16 protein-coding genes are annotated in these 15,790 nt (G+C 43.4%); 10 read left to right on the forward strand and 6 right to left on the reverse strand.

The window, feature by feature from the left end; genetic code table 11:
- Positions 1-24 precede the first annotated feature (24 nt).
- The 4 genes from BM415_RS25435 (at position 25) to BM415_RS05220 (ending at position 4,143) form a co-directional block, all read left to right on the forward strand.
- Positions 25-1,188, forward strand: a complete 1,164-nt coding sequence (locus BM415_RS25435) for a response regulator transcription factor (RefSeq protein WP_244533152.1) — start codon at positions 25-27, stop codon at positions 1,186-1,188.
- A 19-nt stretch (positions 1,189-1,207) separates the two neighbouring features.
- A complete protein-coding gene (locus tag BM415_RS05210; RefSeq protein WP_091155325.1) occupies positions 1,208-2,965 on the forward strand; it encodes a sensor histidine kinase in 1,758 nt (585 codons plus the stop codon).
- Between the two features lie 82 nt (positions 2,966-3,047).
- Positions 3,048-3,548, forward strand: coding sequence for a hypothetical protein (locus tag BM415_RS05215; RefSeq protein ID WP_091155328.1), 501 nt, complete (start codon positions 3,048-3,050; stop codon positions 3,546-3,548).
- A 70-nt stretch (positions 3,549-3,618) separates the two neighbouring features.
- Entirely contained in the window at positions 3,619-4,143 is a 525-nt protein-coding gene (locus BM415_RS05220) for a YdcF family protein (RefSeq protein WP_170862372.1), read from the forward strand.
- Positions 4,144-4,219: 76 nt separating this feature from the next.
- On the opposite strand, the gene BM415_RS05225 is transcribed toward BM415_RS05220, so the two are convergent.
- Entirely contained in the window at positions 4,220-6,286 is a 2,067-nt protein-coding gene (locus BM415_RS05225; protein WP_091155332.1) for an ABC transporter ATP-binding protein, read from the reverse strand.
- A 17-nt stretch (positions 6,287-6,303) separates the two neighbouring features.
- Positions 6,304-8,049 carry an ABC transporter ATP-binding protein gene (locus BM415_RS05230; RefSeq protein ID WP_091155334.1) on the reverse strand — a complete coding sequence of 582 codons (1,746 nt, stop codon included), beginning with the start codon at positions 8,047-8,049 and terminating at the stop codon, positions 6,304-6,306.
- 496 nt (positions 8,050-8,545) lie between these two features.
- On the opposite strand from BM415_RS05230, the gene BM415_RS05235 reads away from it, so the two are divergent.
- Positions 8,546-8,839, forward strand: coding sequence for a HesB/YadR/YfhF family protein (locus BM415_RS05235; RefSeq protein ID WP_091155336.1), 294 nt, complete (start codon positions 8,546-8,548; stop codon positions 8,837-8,839).
- Between the two features lie 65 nt (positions 8,840-8,904).
- Positions 8,905-9,366 (forward strand): NUDIX domain-containing protein, encoded by a 462-nt coding sequence (locus tag BM415_RS05240; protein ID WP_170862373.1) that lies wholly within the window; start codon positions 8,905-8,907, stop codon positions 9,364-9,366.
- 297 nt (positions 9,367-9,663) lie between these two features.
- Here BM415_RS05240 and BM415_RS05245 read toward each other — a convergent pair whose 3' ends face one another.
- From BM415_RS05245 to BM415_RS05255, 3 genes are all read right to left on the reverse strand, one after another.
- Positions 9,664-10,182, reverse strand: coding sequence for an ADP-heptose synthase (locus BM415_RS05245; protein WP_091155341.1), 519 nt, complete (start codon positions 10,180-10,182; stop codon positions 9,664-9,666).
- Between the two features lie 144 nt (positions 10,183-10,326).
- Positions 10,327-10,770, reverse strand: coding sequence for a DUF441 domain-containing protein (locus BM415_RS05250; RefSeq protein WP_091155343.1), 444 nt, complete (start codon positions 10,768-10,770; stop codon positions 10,327-10,329).
- 21 nt (positions 10,771-10,791) lie between these two features.
- On the reverse strand, positions 10,792-11,775 hold the full coding sequence (locus tag BM415_RS05255) for a YpdA family putative bacillithiol disulfide reductase (protein ID WP_091159074.1): 984 nt from the start codon (positions 11,773-11,775) through the stop codon (positions 10,792-10,794).
- Between the two features lie 221 nt (positions 11,776-11,996).
- Between BM415_RS05255 and BM415_RS05260 the strand changes: the two genes are divergently transcribed.
- The 4 genes from BM415_RS05260 to BM415_RS05275 all read left to right on the forward strand — a co-directional run bounded on the left by BM415_RS05260 (position 11,997) and on the right by BM415_RS05275 (position 15,072).
- On the forward strand, positions 11,997-12,590 hold the full coding sequence (locus BM415_RS05260; RefSeq protein ID WP_091155345.1) for a DUF2087 domain-containing protein: 594 nt from the start codon (positions 11,997-11,999) through the stop codon (positions 12,588-12,590).
- Between the two features lie 365 nt (positions 12,591-12,955).
- Positions 12,956-14,077: a ribosome small subunit-dependent GTPase A gene (rsgA, locus tag BM415_RS05265; RefSeq protein ID WP_244533153.1), complete on the forward strand. Its 1,122-nt coding sequence runs from the start codon at positions 12,956-12,958 to the stop codon at positions 14,075-14,077.
- 51 nt (positions 14,078-14,128) lie between these two features.
- On the forward strand, positions 14,129-14,467 hold the full coding sequence (locus tag BM415_RS05270) for a L,D-transpeptidase (protein ID WP_091155350.1): 339 nt from the start codon (positions 14,129-14,131) through the stop codon (positions 14,465-14,467).
- A gap of 71 nt (positions 14,468-14,538) precedes the next feature.
- Positions 14,539-15,072 (forward strand): GNAT family N-acetyltransferase, encoded by a 534-nt coding sequence (locus BM415_RS05275; protein WP_091155352.1) that lies wholly within the window; start codon positions 14,539-14,541, stop codon positions 15,070-15,072.
- 86 nt (positions 15,073-15,158) lie between these two features.
- Here BM415_RS05275 and BM415_RS05280 read toward each other — a convergent pair whose 3' ends face one another.
- A complete protein-coding gene (locus tag BM415_RS05280) occupies positions 15,159-15,716 on the reverse strand; it encodes a CGNR zinc finger domain-containing protein (RefSeq protein ID WP_170862374.1) in 558 nt (185 codons plus the stop codon).
- Positions 15,717-15,790: the final 74 nt, after the last annotated feature.

Raw genomic sequence — 15,790 nt, forward strand, 5'->3', positions numbered from 1 at the left:
TTTTCTTAGTCAGGGAGTGATCTTATGTATCAAGTGCTTATAGCTGACGATGAAATTTTAGATCTTGAGGGGATGTTAAGGTTTATCCCATGGGATAATCTAGGGATTCAGATTGTAGATGCCGTGAATAATGGCTTTGATGCGCTGGAAGTCATCAAAAATCAGGCAATAGACATTTTGGTAACAGACGTACATATGCCTGGCATGTCAGGAATTGAACTTGCACGAACGGCGTTAACGATGAACAAAGATTTGAAGCTTATTTTTGTTAGCGGTTACCAAGACTTTCGGTATGTGAAGGAAGCACTAACACTTCATGCATACAGTTATGTCCTGAAACCGATGGATGATACAGAGCTCATATCTGTGCTTGAGCAAATTACGAGTGAGCTGGATGAACAGTATCTCCGGACTGAACTTGATCATAAGTTCAGCGAAGCTGCGATACAAACGATTGAATATCATATCATGGGCGGACGCGCTAATATAGCGGAGCAGCATCCTGCCATATCTCATATAAACTTGGACAGCGAGGAGCTGTTTTTTGATAAGCCCCTAGACCTGCTGGTTACATATCTGCTTGCTCAGGATAAAGACATGGTTCAAGCGCAAATTACAATTCTTATGGAGCCGGTACACAGACTTAACTTGCTGTCACAGCTACATTTTATTGTGATATCCTTACTGATTAAAATCGATCATTACGTCAGGACAAAGCTTAGTTATCCGGAGGGTTTTATTCCGCTGGGAGAACATGACGTGGAGACAATTAAGAGTAAGGGTTCACTAGCTGAATTAGTAAACTGGTTGTCGAAGCATCTCATGGATCTGTTTGATATGAGCAACCATCCGAGACTTAAACAAAAAAAGCACACGAAGATCGTCGGGCAAATCATCGAATATATCGAAGCACATCTTCATTTGAATGTTACCTTGCGCGAGGTTGCAGATGAGCTTTGCTTCTCGCCTAATTACCTTGGAGCCATATTTAAGGAAGAGACCGGAAAAAGCTATAACGAATACATTGTGAATTTAAGGATGGAAAAAGCATGTCATCTTCTAAAAGATCCCAAGATTAAGGTGTATGAAGTAGCAGACCGGGTTGGCTACAGGTATATGCCTTATTTCAGCAAGCAGTTCAAAGAAACATATGGAATGACCCCAATAGAGTATCGTAGAAAAGCATAATATAGAGGGGCTTTAAAATATGTACAAATATAATACAAAATTTCTTCCGTTCGGTTGGAAGCTTCTCATCTCGTATTTAGTTCTTATTATCCTTCCTGTTGCGATCCTCGGCTTCACCGCAAATGCTATATTAGTAGAATCCATGCTGACTCAAACGAGAAATAATTTGCAGGGAACCTTGTCCCAAATGAGAGATAACGTAAGATATAAGCTGGAGGATACGGAAAGAATTGCAGATATGCTCTATTATGATGAAACACTTGCGCTCAATTTAATGCGTTACGAAGAAGGGTGGATCAGTTATGAGACAACCTCAACCATTCTTCTCCCCAAGTTCAGACAAGCGGTCGAATCAACCAATCAAAATTTATGGTTATCTGTTTATTTAAAAGATGATAAATTACCAGAAATATATTATGACTCAGGTGATATTGATCTGCTGCGGGTTAAACAGCAGTATTTTGATGTTTATCACATTAGCCGTATACAGAATGAAGATTGGTACAAGAACTTCCCGAAAGAACAATATGGCAAGACGCAGTCCTGGTCCCAGGTAGACGATGATAGTAAATTCGGAAGAATTTCACTGCTTCGGCGACTTGTGAACACCATGAATCCTCTGGATCTGAAGGAGATCGGTTTTGTGCGAGGCAGTGTCTATCTCTCCGATTTATTTGCAAGTCTCGACTATAACAAAATTGGATCTGGAAGTCTGCTTCAAGTCGTTGACCAAGGAGATATTATAATGTATTCCTCCGGGGAGTTACAGACCGAGAAGCACAGCAGACAACCGCTTGAGAGCAGGTCCAATCATTTGCTCATTTCGGAACAGCTGCCCGAGCTGGGATGGACGATTAATGCTTATGTTCCACAGGATCTGCTTGAGATCGGTGTTCAAAAGGTGAATCAAATGACTCTGTTCATAAGCTTGTTATTCGTTATTCTTATCAGTGCCGTAGCAGGATATATTTCTCGCTTTTTCTCCAGAAGGTTTGCTAAAGTCATATCCGTGCTCACGATGTTTCAGCAGGGCGATTTTCACAAAAGGATAGCATATAAAGGTAATGACGAGTTTGCGATCATTGCAGATGCCCTGAACCGAATGGGGGAGCAGACCGAGCGTTTAATCGAAGAAGTGTACGAGACCAACCTGAAGAAAAAGCAAGCTGAATTGGAATCGTTACAGGCTCAGATTAATCCTCATTTTCTATATAATACACTGTCGTCGATTAGCCGATTAGCTAAATTTGGTCGTGTCGAGCAGCAGCATCAAATGATTATGAATTTAGCCAAATTCTACAGACTGACCTTAAATGATGGAAGGACAATCATATCCATTCATGATGAACTTGATCAGGTGAGAGCATACCTGGATATTCAAAAAGTGAAGTATGGAGATCGACTGGATGTAGATTATTCTATCGATCCAGAAATATTAAAGTTGAATACAATTAAGCTGATATTTCAGCCGTTTATTGAAAATGCCCTAGAGCATGCATGGGTTGGAGATCGGATCTATATTCGAGTCATCGGTGAACTGAAGGACGAACATATCCTGTTTCAGATTATTGATGACGGCGTCGGTATGAAGGCGGCCTATGCTGCCGAGCTGCTGCAATCGCGGGATGAACGACAGAAGGGCTATGGAATTCTTAATGTGCATAGACGAATCCAATTGTCCTTCGGAGATGAGTATGGCGTATCCATCTACAGCCGGCCCGGAATTGGAACGAACATATCTATAACTATTCCAATCCAAGCAAAGAACGATATTTGATCATATATGATAGATTTTGGTTGATCTTTCCACAGCTTTCCGAGTAACATAAATGTAAGAAAGCAAAAAGGAGAGACAAGGTATGCAGGAGCATCGGCTGCTGGATAGTGAGCATTCTAAAGAATTGTTCTCTTATTACGGTTTGGCGGTATATTACTCACAAGCTTTAGAACAACAACTCGTCAATTTGCTGGTGCTTATGAAGCTCACGCAAGGAAAGGTCAGCCCCGAGGAAGAATTAACTTCGTTGTACTACAAGAAATTAGGGAATTCTCTCGGACAACTGGTTAATGAAATACAGCACAATTTCGCTTTTACTGAAGAGGAAAGCACCCTTCTTAATAATATTTGGAAGAAACGGAATTACATTGTGCATGATTATTTCAAGGAACGCATTCTGGAGACATTCAGTAGTGAAGGTCGGAGCCAGATGATTGAAGAGCTGATTGAATTTAAGGATCAGGCTCAGAATTTAGAGCAGAAGCTGTTGTACTACACAAAGGAATTGTTAAATTCTCTCGAGCTGGAGGAAGAGGAGATCGGTCAAGATTCGAGTGATGAAGAATGGAGCGCGCAGGAGTAGTAAATGGAGAACCCTAGTTTATGCTTGTGTTCTATTGACGGGAATCATATTTATATGGATGTGTATAACCATGTGGGAGATCGTTTCCTACAGTCATGAGGACCATCGGCGTCACGGTGATGCAGCGGTTGTCCTAGGTGCAGCTGTTTATGGGAATACGCCTTCACCTGTGCTTCAAGCCCGAATAGATCATGCCATTCACTTATATCAAAACGGCGATGCGGATACGATCATATTTACAGGTGGTCGGAGCGAGAGTAATGCGCCTGCAGAATCTGAGGTTTCCAGTACGTATGCTATTCAAAATGGAGTGTTTCCAGAGGATATATACATAGAGGACGTCTCACGCATTACAGAATCCAATCTGATTCAAGCAAAGAAGCTTGGTGATACTCAGCTCATAAGTACCTATACGCTGGTGAGTGATCCGCTTCATATGAAGCGGGCGATGGCTATTGCTCAACAGCTGGGGATGGATGTAGTATCCTCTCCGACCCAGAGCTCAGGATATCAGAGCTTTCGTACGAAGGTGCCTTTCTTAATGAGAGAAACGTTCTTGCTTATGGGGTATCGTGTCGTTCAGTGGATAAAATAACTCTCTTGCGTGTCTTCGCAAGAGAGTTATTTTGTGTTACTAACCTATTAGTGATGGAGTGAGACTACCGGCTTTGTTAAACATTACCCAATACGCCCGCTATACTGTGTGTATCTGCAGCTGGGGTTTCAGATGCTCCCGAGCCATGCTGCAGCTGATACATTTGATAATACCGGCCGCGCTTCTCCATGAGCTCGTCATGGGTACCACTTTCCACAATTTCTCCTTTATGCAGAACCAGAATCTGATCTGCACTGCGGATCGTGGATAGACGGTGCGCGATGATGAAGGTCGTTCGGCCCTTTTTCAATACTTCAAGTGCATTTTGAATAATGGCTTCGGTTTCGGTATCAATATTCGCTGTCGCTTCATCGAGGATAAGGATCGCAGGATCATAGGCAAGCGCCCTTGCAAAAGAGATCAACTGACGCTGCCCCGCGGATAGTGTACTTCCTTTCTCGACCACCGGCTCATCAAAACCTTGAGGCAAGTGTGCGAGCAGCTGCTCTGCGCCTACATCTCGGAGGGCTTTGACGACCGTTTCTCTTGCTATTTTTTTATCCCCAAGACTGACATTGGAAGCAATCGTTCCTGTGAAGAGATAAGGGTCCTGAAGTACAATTCCCATATGCTCTCGGAGCCATTGTTTTGGAAGCTCTTGTACGTTCTTGCCGTCAATGGTAATCGTGCCTTTCTGCGGATCGTAGAACCGGAATAGCAGGTTAATGATCGAGCTCTTACCAGAGCCCGTGTGACCAACGAGGGCTACCGTTTGGCCCTGCTTTGCTTCGAAGGTAATATTTTTAAGCACATAGTCTCTCTTGTAAGCAAAGGATACGTCTTTGAATTGTACATTTCCAAGATATCTGGGCATAGATCCATCGGTTACATTCTCGCCCTTTTCATCCATGAGCTCAAACACTCGGCCTGCGGATACCATGGAGGAATCGAGGTTTGCCAATTGGTTGACCATACCTGTTATCGGCTGAAATAGACGTCCCAGAACATCGACAAATGCATACAGCACACCTAGTGAAACAATGCTTGTGCCGTCAATGGAGCCTGCGCCGAAATAGAGCAGGATGATGGCAAAGGCCAGATTCCGTAGCACATTAACCAGGTTATGGGATGTAAATGCGTTTAGATTCAGCATTTTGTTCTGATGCTTCATATAATCTTCGTTTAATGCTTCAAATTCCTCATATGTTTTCTTCTGTCGACGGAACACACGGATAATGGACATGCCCTGAATGGATTCGTTAATCATCGCATTGATTTCACTCAATCTGGAGCGAATCACCGTATTGTATTTCGTCGCCAATTTCCGGTAGAGCACAATCCAGGTAATAAGGAGTGGAACAACAAATAACGAGATAAGTCCAAGCCTTACATCCAGGATAAATAGTGCAATGTATACTCCAATCATGTTGATGATACCTGAGAAGAAGTTGGAGAGAACAGCAACAAATAATTCTTTGACAGCCTCGGTATCGTTTGTAATTCGAGAAACGACTTTACCTGCCGGCAGGTTATCAAAGAAATGAACCGGAAGCCTTTGCATATGAGCGTAAACATCCCTGCGCAGTCCTTGAATGACCTTGTTTGCTGAGGATTGCAGCCAGTATGTCTTCCCAAACTCCATTACGATGGCTATGATCAGGAATATGAAGTAGAGTCCAATTAGCTTGTAAATTCCCGGCAGCTCCGGTTTGTAAAAAGCGAACAGCTCACTCGCGCTAAGCGGGGTAGCTTGGTATGTTGCTGTCTGCTCGCCTCTTGTGATGGTCAGCTCACCGCTCGAGTATGATCGATCCCCTCCTTCAATGGTAACTGGTTCGTCGACAAGGTAGAAGGTGCGTCCGCTTTGGAGCACGCGAATTTCGTCCCCACGGGTTTCACCCTCTTCAAATCGATCGCCACGTTTAAAATACTGATCATTATATAAGACCGACTCATCTCCGGGTGCAGCTTCATAATAGGGCTTTTCAATGGCGAGTACATGATTGTCGATTATGTTTTTGGCGATGAACGGGCCGGCCAGATCAGCTGCTACACCAATAGCGAGCATGATTAGAGCCGCAATAAATGTTCCTTTTGACTTTAGCGCATATTCATATAGTCGTTTAGCGGTGCTTTTTTTCATAGGATCGGTGCACCTCCTTAACCTTCTAGATTGGATTCAACTTGCTGTCGTTCATATTGTTCGCGGTACCAGCCATTGTGCTGAATTAACTCATCATGCGTACCTTGTTCAGTAATGATGCCTTGGTCTAGCACGACGATATAGTCCGCATGTTCTACCGCGGATAGGCGGTGGGTTGAGATCAGTGTCGTTTTGCTATCACGTTTATTGCGGATGTTCTCAATAATCCGTGCTTCTGTTCTGGCATCGACCGCAGACAGGGCATCATCCAGTATTAAAATATCCGGATCAGATATAAAAGCTCTGGCCAATGACACACGCTGCTTCTGACCGCCGGACAGGGCGATGCCTTTTTCACCGACCAGTGTATCAAGCCCATCCGATAATGTGCCAAGATCTCCATCAAATGCGGCTGTTCGAATGGCTTCCATAATAACATCATCTGCAGCGTCCGGTTTACCGAATTGTATATTCTCCCTTACGGTTTTGGAGAACAGAATTTGTTCTTGAGGAACATAGCCGATCCAGCTGTGCAGCTGGTCTTTGGTGATGTCATCGATCGATGCCCCGCCAATGAGCAGTTCCCCTGATCCAGAAGGATATTCATGCAGAATCTGTTTAAGCAGGGTCGATTTGCCGCTCCCTGTGCGTCCGACGACACCGAGGGTCTGCCCTTGCTTGATTCGAATGTTGATATTGTTCAGGTTGTCTACCGTTGAAGTAGGATAGCGGAAAGTTAACTGCTTCATTTCAATCATATCGGGCTTATTCACGTGAATTGGCTGTGCTGCATCCTCAACGTCAGGCTTAACATACAGCGTCTCGTTTACCCGATCCAGAGAGGCGTTACCGCGCTGCATAATATTGATGAGTTCGCCAATGGCAAACATCGGCCAGATCATCATCCCTAAGTACATATTGAATGAAACAAGATCTCCTAGTGTAATCTCATTTTGAAATACAAGATAAGTACCATAACCCAGACCGATAATATAGCTAAGACCTACAAACAAGCGAATGGTAGGCTCAAAGAAAGCGTCGAGCTTGGCAACCGCTAGATTCTTGCGGTATACGTCATCTGTAATTTCGTTAAAGCGTTCTTCATCATGACGCTCCTGTACGTAGGCACGAATGACACGAACTCCAGCTACGGATTCAAGCACCTGGTCATTCATATCTCCAAATGCATCCTGCGCCAGCGTATATCGTTCATGTACCTTCTTACCGTATATCATCATGGCAATGGCTATAAAAGGAAGAGGCAGAACTGCGGCTAATGTCAGCTTCCAGCTCACAAGGAATCCCATCGCTAACAGTACAGTGGCCAGATACGCAGTCGAGTCTGTTAAGGTCAGCATCCCGAAACCTGCGGTCATGGCTACAGAACGAAGATCATTCGTTGCCTTCGCCATCAAGTCGCCGGTACGGTTCCGCTCGAAAAATGGCGGCGTCATCCGGAGCAGATGCCCCATATATTTGGAACGCAGGAGCTTCTCTACAAGATTGGCTCCGCCAAACAACTTATGCATCCAAACATATGTAATGAGGTAGATGATCAACAGCATGCCGAGAATAAAGAAAATATAAGTGAGGAGAGAAGACCAAGTAATGGAGCCGGTAACGATGTCGTCCACTGCGATGCCGAGTATTCTTGGAGGAACGAGTTCCAAGACACCAACGAGAATGAGCAGAAGCATACCGACTGCATATCGCCTTCGTTCTTGCTTGAAATACCAGCCTAAATTTTTTAATACAGCAAACAAGTAAATCCCTTCCTTTCTTATTTAAAATACGACACGATTCTTCTTCTAGCAGTGAAACAACCTATTGAAGCAACAAAAAAAGCACACCGCTTTCGCAAACGGTATGCCTTATTATTGATCAGGTTCATACGCAGCAATGGTCACGTGCGTGAGCAGAACTGCGGGTGAATTCATGTAGAAGTGTATTCGTAAAATAAATTAAAGCATGTGAATTAGCTTCCATCTAACAGGCTGCTCTATATGAAGTTGTCTGAGCTGTAGTGCGTTATCATTCAGATTAATCATTAGAGTCACCCTTTCATTTGGAAATTTGTTTACATGGAATCGTATGAAAGGATATTACCACTGGAATAAATATCTGTCAAACATTTTTCACAATTTGGGTGTTTCAAATAAGGTGTTGACAAGCTTATAGATACAGATCTGACATTTGTAATCCGAGCGCAAGGACGATATGATAATATAGACACAAAACGATGGGGAGTTGACCTTTTAAATGAGTATTCATGTGACGGAATCAGCCGCAAACTGGTACAAAAAAGAACTAGGTGTCAAAGATGGCGAAGCCATTCGTTTCTATGCCCGTTATAGTTCGGGCGGCGGGCTTCATCCGGGCTTCTCACTCGGTATTTCAGTCGAACAGCCAGAGTATCCGGTGGAGAGTACAGAAGTATCCGGTGTATTATTTTTTATGGAAGAGCATGATCATTGGTATTTGAAAGGACATCGTCTGGATGTGGGATATATTGAAGCAGAGGACGATATTATATACCGTTACGAAACTGAATAATGCGTAAAGTTAGTGAATCGGATTGCATTTACAGCGATTATGCCTTTGAGGGAGGGGACGAAGAAGTGACTTCTGCCAAAAAAGATATGGCCCAATATGTTGCAAACAAAGCAATGATTACTGTGAAGGCGGCAATAGCCGTAGTAAATGATCAAGGTCATATTTTGCTCCAAGAACGCGCAGACGATGGCCTATGGTATATGCCCTTAGGTGTAATGAAGCCAGGTGAAATGCTTGAGGATACGGCTTATCGTGAGCTATGGGAGGAGACAGGACTTACTGCCGAAGAAATGAAGTTTGAAAGACTTCTCTCTGGACCCGAATTCAAGCGGGAATTTCCCTCAGGAGATGAGGAATATTATGTGATTGGGGTCTTTAGAGCTCAGGGGATACTGTATTCGGAACTAAACTATAGCTCAATGCAAGAAGGGCCCATGCGTTTTTTTGCATTAAATGAGATTCCTAAGCTTTCACCTGTTACCGCCCGTGTACTATCCGACTATTTAGAACTAACTGAATTGAACTAAGAACAGCTTCTCCTGTAATTGAATTACGGGGAGGGGCTGTTTTTTTGTTTTTAAGAAGAAAAATCTATTTTCATTATCGGTAAGCGGCTCGTATACATATACTGCCACAAGTGAGTGTTTGGGCGGGGGGGTGATACAGCTGGTGACGTCTTAAGAATGATTATGAATACTTCTGGAAGTAATAGCTCGGGTAGTTATATTGGCCCCGTATTTAATGTAGTTAGAATAAGTTAGCATGGAAAAAAGCCGCATATCGCGGCTTCTTAAGTAACGAACAAACAAATTATCATTGGTTAATTAGGCAGGTCCTGTTGTGAAATCATTATTCTCTAAGGCAAAATCAAAATCCTCGATATCATACACTTGTACTGGTACGCCGGCTTCTATGATACGGCCAATCCATTCGACTTGATCTGTAAGAAGCGGCTGCTGATAACGTTGGGCGGTGAGTAGTAGCTCTGTCTCAATCGGATCAAAAAATTCCCCGTATTGGGCCGTGTCCATTGCACCAACAATAATAATTGATACGTGATCATCAAGCGGAATTGAAGCGCTTTTTGCCCAGGGTACTTGGAGCGCTCTGCTAATTTTCTTTCTATTAAAAGGTTCCTCAAAATAAGAAATAAGTTCTCCGATCTTCTGTTTAACATGCTGATCTTCTTGGGGAGATCCCATTAAAGGCTCCGTGCTGGATTGCAATTCATACAATTCCAAGACCGTGGTATAAGGTATGAGGTATTCTACAGGCGCTGAAGGCTCCAGCAACTGACCATAAATTGCGACCATCACGGCTTCAGTAACCAGTTGTCTTGGCATAGCTTATCCTCCTGCTGCAACTATGTATTTTGCTTTTTGACAATTGATATGAGTATATCACAGTTTACCGGTGTCCATAAACATTCCACGCAAAATACGCAAGGGCCGTCAACTGCATAGAGAAGTATGATTGCCCTCGCTTATTTATGACTTTCCAATGAGTAGAGAGAGGATACCTGCTGCAATCAAGGGGCCAACAGGTACGCCTTTAAATAAAGCTACACCTAGAACGGTGCCGATCAGTAGTCCAGCTACGACGGTTGGTTGACCGCTCATTAAGAAGGTGCCTCGACCTCCCAGATAAGCAACGAGCATCCCGACAGCAATGGCGGCAAGCGATTTCCAATGCATAAAAGAGGATAGGAGTATATCGATGCTGATCTTACCACTAGCCAGTGGAGCCATGACTCCGATTGTCAAAATAATAATCCCGACGGTCAACCCGTATTTCTCAAGCCATGGAAAAGCCTGCTGAGCTCCCGTAATCCGGATCAACAGCAGCACGACAACGGCAATCGTAATCGGCGTATTATTACTAATGATTCCAAGAGCCGCAAATCCGAGTAATAACAGGGAAGTCATATCCATTTTGTTCATCTCCCTACACCGTTATAATCCATTTTTCCCTTTAATATGCTCGGCAATTAATCTCCCGTGCCATCTGCCTGATTCAATAAACACTTCATTCGCATTCCGCCCAGAAGCAATGACGCCGGCTACATAAATTCCAGGAACACTACTTTCCATTGTTTCCGAATTATACAATGGTTTATCCAAATCATCGGACATCGATACGCCTACAGAGGTGAGCAGCTTTCGATCCGGTCTAAAACCAGTCATCGCCAGTACAAAATCGTTAGGCAGCTCAAAATCCGCCCCATCATTAGGAGTGACAATTACACGATCTTCAAGAATCTCAGTGACCCGTGATCCGAGATGTAATTTAATTCTGCCTTTGGATACTAATCCTTCAAATAGAGGACGCACCCATGGCTTGATGTGTTCTGAGATACTATGTCCGCGGTATACCATATCGATTTCGGCATCTACACGAGCCAGCTCCATAGCCGCATCTACTGCAGAATTACTTCCTCCAATAATGGTTACTTTTGTCCTGGTATAAGGATGGGCTTCACGAAAATAGTGGGTTACTTTATCTAACTGTTCTCCGGGAATGCCTAAATAATTAGGGTGGTCAAAATATCCTGTGGCTACAACCACATTTCGTCCTTCGTAATAGACGGTTTCACCAGTTCTTTTATGGGAGCTTACACGGAACCCGCCCTCTTCGAGAGGACTGATCTCATAAGCTTCTTCATACAGTGAAATCTCCAGGTTATAATGTGCGGCTACTTTGCGATAATAAGCCAGAGCTTCATAACGATAGGGTTTGTCGTTTGGTGTACTGAACGGAATATCTCCTATTTCCAGCAATGCAGCCGTACTGAAAAACTGCATGTTTGTTGGATACAAGTAGATAGACTGCACCACATTGTATTTTTCAATAATGACAGAGGATAGTCCCTGTTTGCCGCACTCGATGGCTGCAGATAAACCACAAGGTCCTCCTCCGATGATGATAATGTCTTTCATCATGCTGCATTTCATCTCCCTTTTCTGCTCCAATCTTTTTCTCAAGTATTTATTATCCTACCGTATTCTGCTGATGAATACCAGTAATCCGAAATCATTCATGGTTCAGGTTGACAATCGTGAAGCAAAAGAATACTATCTAATTAGGCAATTATCAAATATCATGAATATCTAATTAAATGACATAAGCTTAGCTCAATATATGATGTGGAGGTATAGTAATGCAGCTCGATAAGATTGTGAATTATCATAAGGCACTCGCCGATCCAAATCGGATGCGGATGATGCTGTTATTATCTCAAGGAGAAATGAATGGACAAATGCTCGCAGACAAATTAAATCTATCTCAGCCAACAGTAACGCATCATGCTGCAAAGCTGAGAGAAGCAGGACTTATTAAAGAGCGGAGAGACAAGAATACGATATATTTTACGCTGTATCCTTATCTCATCAAGGAACATGCCGAAGCATCACTAAATTTCATATTTAAGGGAGAGAGTACGATGGTTGAAACGGACAGTAAACAGAAATTGAAAGATTCCGTTATGAAAAATTTCTTTACGAAGGAAGGCAGGCTCAGATCGATTCCGGCTCAATACAAAAAGAAACTCATTGTACTTCAGCATCTAGTAGAACAGCTTGAGAAGGGAAGGAAGTATCAGGAGAAAGAAATCAACGAGTTTATTAAACAGTACCATGAAGATTATGCCACGATCCGAAGAGAATTTATTATGCATGATTTTATGTACAGGGAAGAAGAAGTATACGAGCTGAATCCGACAGAGATGTGGACGAAATGGGAGAATGTCAAATAATTTAAATTGACATTATAATGCGGTATCCTGTAATATATGGAAAAATGATGAAGGAGGCGATATCTATGAGTAACCTAATGACGAACGTAAATGTTGCTTGTAACTATCGTCTCCCGATCGGACAATAGTCATTGGTTAATTGTTTAAGCTGTCCTTTATGGAAGAGCTAACAATCAAGGGATGATTAATATCCGTATGGGAGTATATCCTATGCGGATTTTTTATGATTTCTCCTTTTCCCATGTTGAGGGATGCTCGTCTTGGCTGGAGGAGGACAATGCCGCAGGGATATACCTGCGGTTTTTTGTTTGCTTCGGGAGACTTGTTTTAAGAAGAGAGTACCCAAATTTATGGAGGTAGAACATTTGGAGAATAGGATACAGAGAACAGAATTAATCCAATTTGGCTGGTCCGCAGCATGGGATCAGAAGTGGGAAGTTACGATGAGCACATACACCCATGCAGAGAAGGAAACGCGCCCTCATTTTGAGCCTGCCCGGATTACAGCAGACTATGGTCAGAAGTATGGCATCTTAACTGCCGATGGGAACAAGTTCGGGAGCTTATCTGGAAAGGCAAGAGATCTATTCTGCGAAGGGAGCAAGCCGGGTGTTGGTGATTGGGTTATCGTAAAATCATATGGTGAATATGACGATGCTCTAATTCATGGAGTGCTTGAACGGAACAGCGTCATATCCAGACAGGCTGCCGGTTTTGAAACTAAAGAACAAATTATAGCTGCGAACGTCGATACCTTATTCATCGTGTGCGCGCTGAACGGAGATTACAATTCGAGAAGGCTGGAGCGTTATCTGATCATGGCTTGGAATAGTGGGGTTAATCCTGTCATTGTACTGAGCAAAAGTGATCTGTGTGAGGATTTAGCTCCCTATCTGGCAGAAACGGAAGCCATTTCTCCCGGCGTTCCTGTAATCCCGGTATCCGCTCATTATGGCTTAGGAAAAGAAGCCTTTGAAGTCTATACTGGCTACGGAAAGACCGTTGCGCTGGTCGGCTCCTCAGGCAGTGGAAAATCAACCATCATCAATTGGCTCACAGGAGAGACTCATCAGCTGACTCAGGAAGTTCGGGAGGAAGATAGTCGAGGAAGACACACAACGACACACAGGGAATTGTTCAGGCTTCCAGGGGGAGGAATCTTGATTGATACCCCGGGTATGCGAGCTTTGTCCATTTGGGAAGATGGAGAGGGAGTGTCCCGTACCTTTGAGGATATTGAACAACTCGCTCAGCAATGTCGATTCGCCGATTGTCAGCATGTTAAGGAGATTGGCTGTGCAGTCAGGAATGCAGTACAAATGGGCGAGCTGGAGGCCAAGCGGCTTGGGAATTATCACAAGATGCTGCGCGAGATTAAATTTCAAGTGAATAAAGAGGCTGCTGCTGCCAAAAAAAGTACTCGAAATGCCAAGCATAGCACTAACCGCGACAAAAAGGCTGGTTGGCGTAAAGAAATAGAAGATTAAGACTGCGCTTATCGATGCGGCAGTGCATAGAATGGAATAGGAGGGATGCACATGCCGGTTTATCGAATTATAATCGATCTGTCTGATCATCAGCTGTACTTGCTTGATAATGATGTTGTCGTTCGAGCATATCCCGTTGCGGTTGGTGCTATGGTTACGCAGACACCAGTCGGAGACTTAACGATTGTCAACAAGCAGCCCAATCCTGGAGGGCCATTCGGGGCTTTTTGGATGGGATTATCCAAACCACATTATGGAATTCATGGGACCAATAATCCATCTTCAATTGGACATGATGTGTCCCATGGCTGTATTAGGATGTACAATCAGGATGTGCTTGATCTTGAAAGCAAAGTTCCTGTTGGAACAAGAGTGACTATAAGACCCTAAGTTCAAGTGACAGAGGGTATTCGCTTCCTGGCGAGTGCCCTAATCTTAATATTCATTCAGGAGGGATTCGAATGATCATTAGACAAGCTGTATTTGAAGACGTAAAATCTATCGCTAGAGTACACGTAGAAAGCTGGCGAACAGCATATAAAGGAGTCATCAAGGATGAGGTTCTTGCCGGGTTATCGGTGGAACAGAGGATGATGAGCTGGGAGAGTCAGCTGCAGCCGGGTCATGATCAAACGGCGGTGTATGTAGCTGAGACAGAGGAAGGAGCGATCGTTGGCTTTGCGAGCGGGGGGCCAAGCCGAACTCATAGTCTCCCATATAAAGGAGAGTTATACGCGATATACATATTGGATAGCTATCGAAGGCAAGGAATCGGATTGCTATTGATGCAATCAATCGCGGTATTTTTGCGGGAACAAGGGCATGATTCTATGTTTCTATGGGCGCTTAAGGATAACAGGTATCGAGCATTTTATGAAAAATGGCACGGGGTTCCTGCCGGGGATAAACTCGTTCAAATCAGGGGCGAAGATTATACCGAAATTGCATACGGCTGGGATCACCTGGATGAGTTGATACAGTTCAAACAAATATAGGGCGGCAATAGGCCGCCTTATTTGCACAGATATATGGAGGTCATTACTGTAGTAATCAACTGATTAGTTTACACCGAGCAGTGTGATTAATCTTTCAGCTCTTCCTTTTTCTTTGCGCGGAATCTTCTGACCTTCATCAAATTTCCGCATAGCTTGTCATCACAATAACGCTGGCGCCGATTTCGTGTTTCATCATAAAAAATCCATCGACAGTTCTCATTATCACAAATTCGAATTCGAGACGGATCACCTTTGATCACTGTTTTGGCAAAATCGATGACAATATCCGCTAATATATCATCCCAGTTAAGAATGCTGCCAGCATACATCAGAACTAATCCTTCATCTTGCTTGACGATCTCAGGAAATAGAGATTTTTTATGCATTATTTTGTTATAGAAATTAATATCCTCATCCTTCAGCGACTCTCCGCGTGCAAGAGAACCGGAAGATTCGATCAGTCTGTCTCTAAGTGCAATCATTCTTTGTCCTTCTGCGGTACTAGGCTGCTGTATATCGATATATTGATATCGTTCCAAAAAAAATTGCTGCCATTTTGTCTGCATCAGTCGATCCTCGCTCTGCCCGTGACCCTTCCAGTCATGCCATAGACTGTTTGCAAAATCGGTCCAAATTCTTTCCATTTTGTTCATCCTCCAGCTGAATACGGCTATTATCAAATAACATCGTTGTAACTTATAAATTGAAAATAAAAGGT

The sequence above is a fragment of the Paenibacillus sp. 453mf genome (genome assembly GCF_900116105.1).
Taxonomy (GTDB): domain Bacteria; phylum Bacillota; class Bacilli; order Paenibacillales; family Paenibacillaceae; genus Paenibacillus; species Paenibacillus provencensis.

What these genes read in the sequence shown, in the direction of transcription:
- BM415_RS05245 (WP_091155341.1), bottom strand. Translation starts at nt 10,182, where the DNA reads ATGCCAAGACAACTGGTTACTGAAGCCGTGATGGTCGCAATTTATGGT.
- BM415_RS25435 (WP_244533152.1), top strand. Translation starts at nt 25, where the DNA reads ATGTATCAAGTGCTTATAGCTGACGATGAAATTTTAGATCTTGAGGGG.
- BM415_RS05220 (WP_170862372.1), top strand. Translation starts at nt 3,619, where the DNA reads ATGTGGGAGATCGTTTCCTACAGTCATGAGGACCATCGGCGTCACGGT.
- BM415_RS05255 (WP_091159074.1), bottom strand. Translation starts at nt 11,775, where the DNA reads ATGAAAGACATTATCATCATCGGAGGAGGACCTTGTGGTTTATCTGCA.
- BM415_RS05275 (WP_091155352.1), top strand. Translation starts at nt 14,539, where the DNA reads ATGATCATTAGACAAGCTGTATTTGAAGACGTAAAATCTATCGCTAGA.
- BM415_RS05260 (WP_091155345.1), top strand. Translation starts at nt 11,997, where the DNA reads ATGCAGCTCGATAAGATTGTGAATTATCATAAGGCACTCGCCGATCCA.
- BM415_RS05280 (WP_170862374.1), bottom strand. Translation starts at nt 15,716, where the DNA reads ATGGAAAGAATTTGGACCGATTTTGCAAACAGTCTATGGCATGACTGG.
- BM415_RS05235 (WP_091155336.1), top strand. Translation starts at nt 8,546, where the DNA reads ATGAGTATTCATGTGACGGAATCAGCCGCAAACTGGTACAAAAAAGAA.
- BM415_RS05270 (WP_091155350.1), top strand. Translation starts at nt 14,129, where the DNA reads ATGCCGGTTTATCGAATTATAATCGATCTGTCTGATCATCAGCTGTAC.
- BM415_RS05215 (WP_091155328.1), top strand. Translation starts at nt 3,048, where the DNA reads ATGCAGGAGCATCGGCTGCTGGATAGTGAGCATTCTAAAGAATTGTTC.
- BM415_RS05250 (WP_091155343.1), bottom strand. Translation starts at nt 10,770, where the DNA reads ATGGATATGACTTCCCTGTTATTACTCGGATTTGCGGCTCTTGGAATC.
- BM415_RS05210 (WP_091155325.1), top strand. Translation starts at nt 1,208, where the DNA reads ATGTACAAATATAATACAAAATTTCTTCCGTTCGGTTGGAAGCTTCTC.
- BM415_RS05225 (WP_091155332.1), bottom strand. Translation starts at nt 6,286, where the DNA reads ATGAAAAAAAGCACCGCTAAACGACTATATGAATATGCGCTAAAGTCA.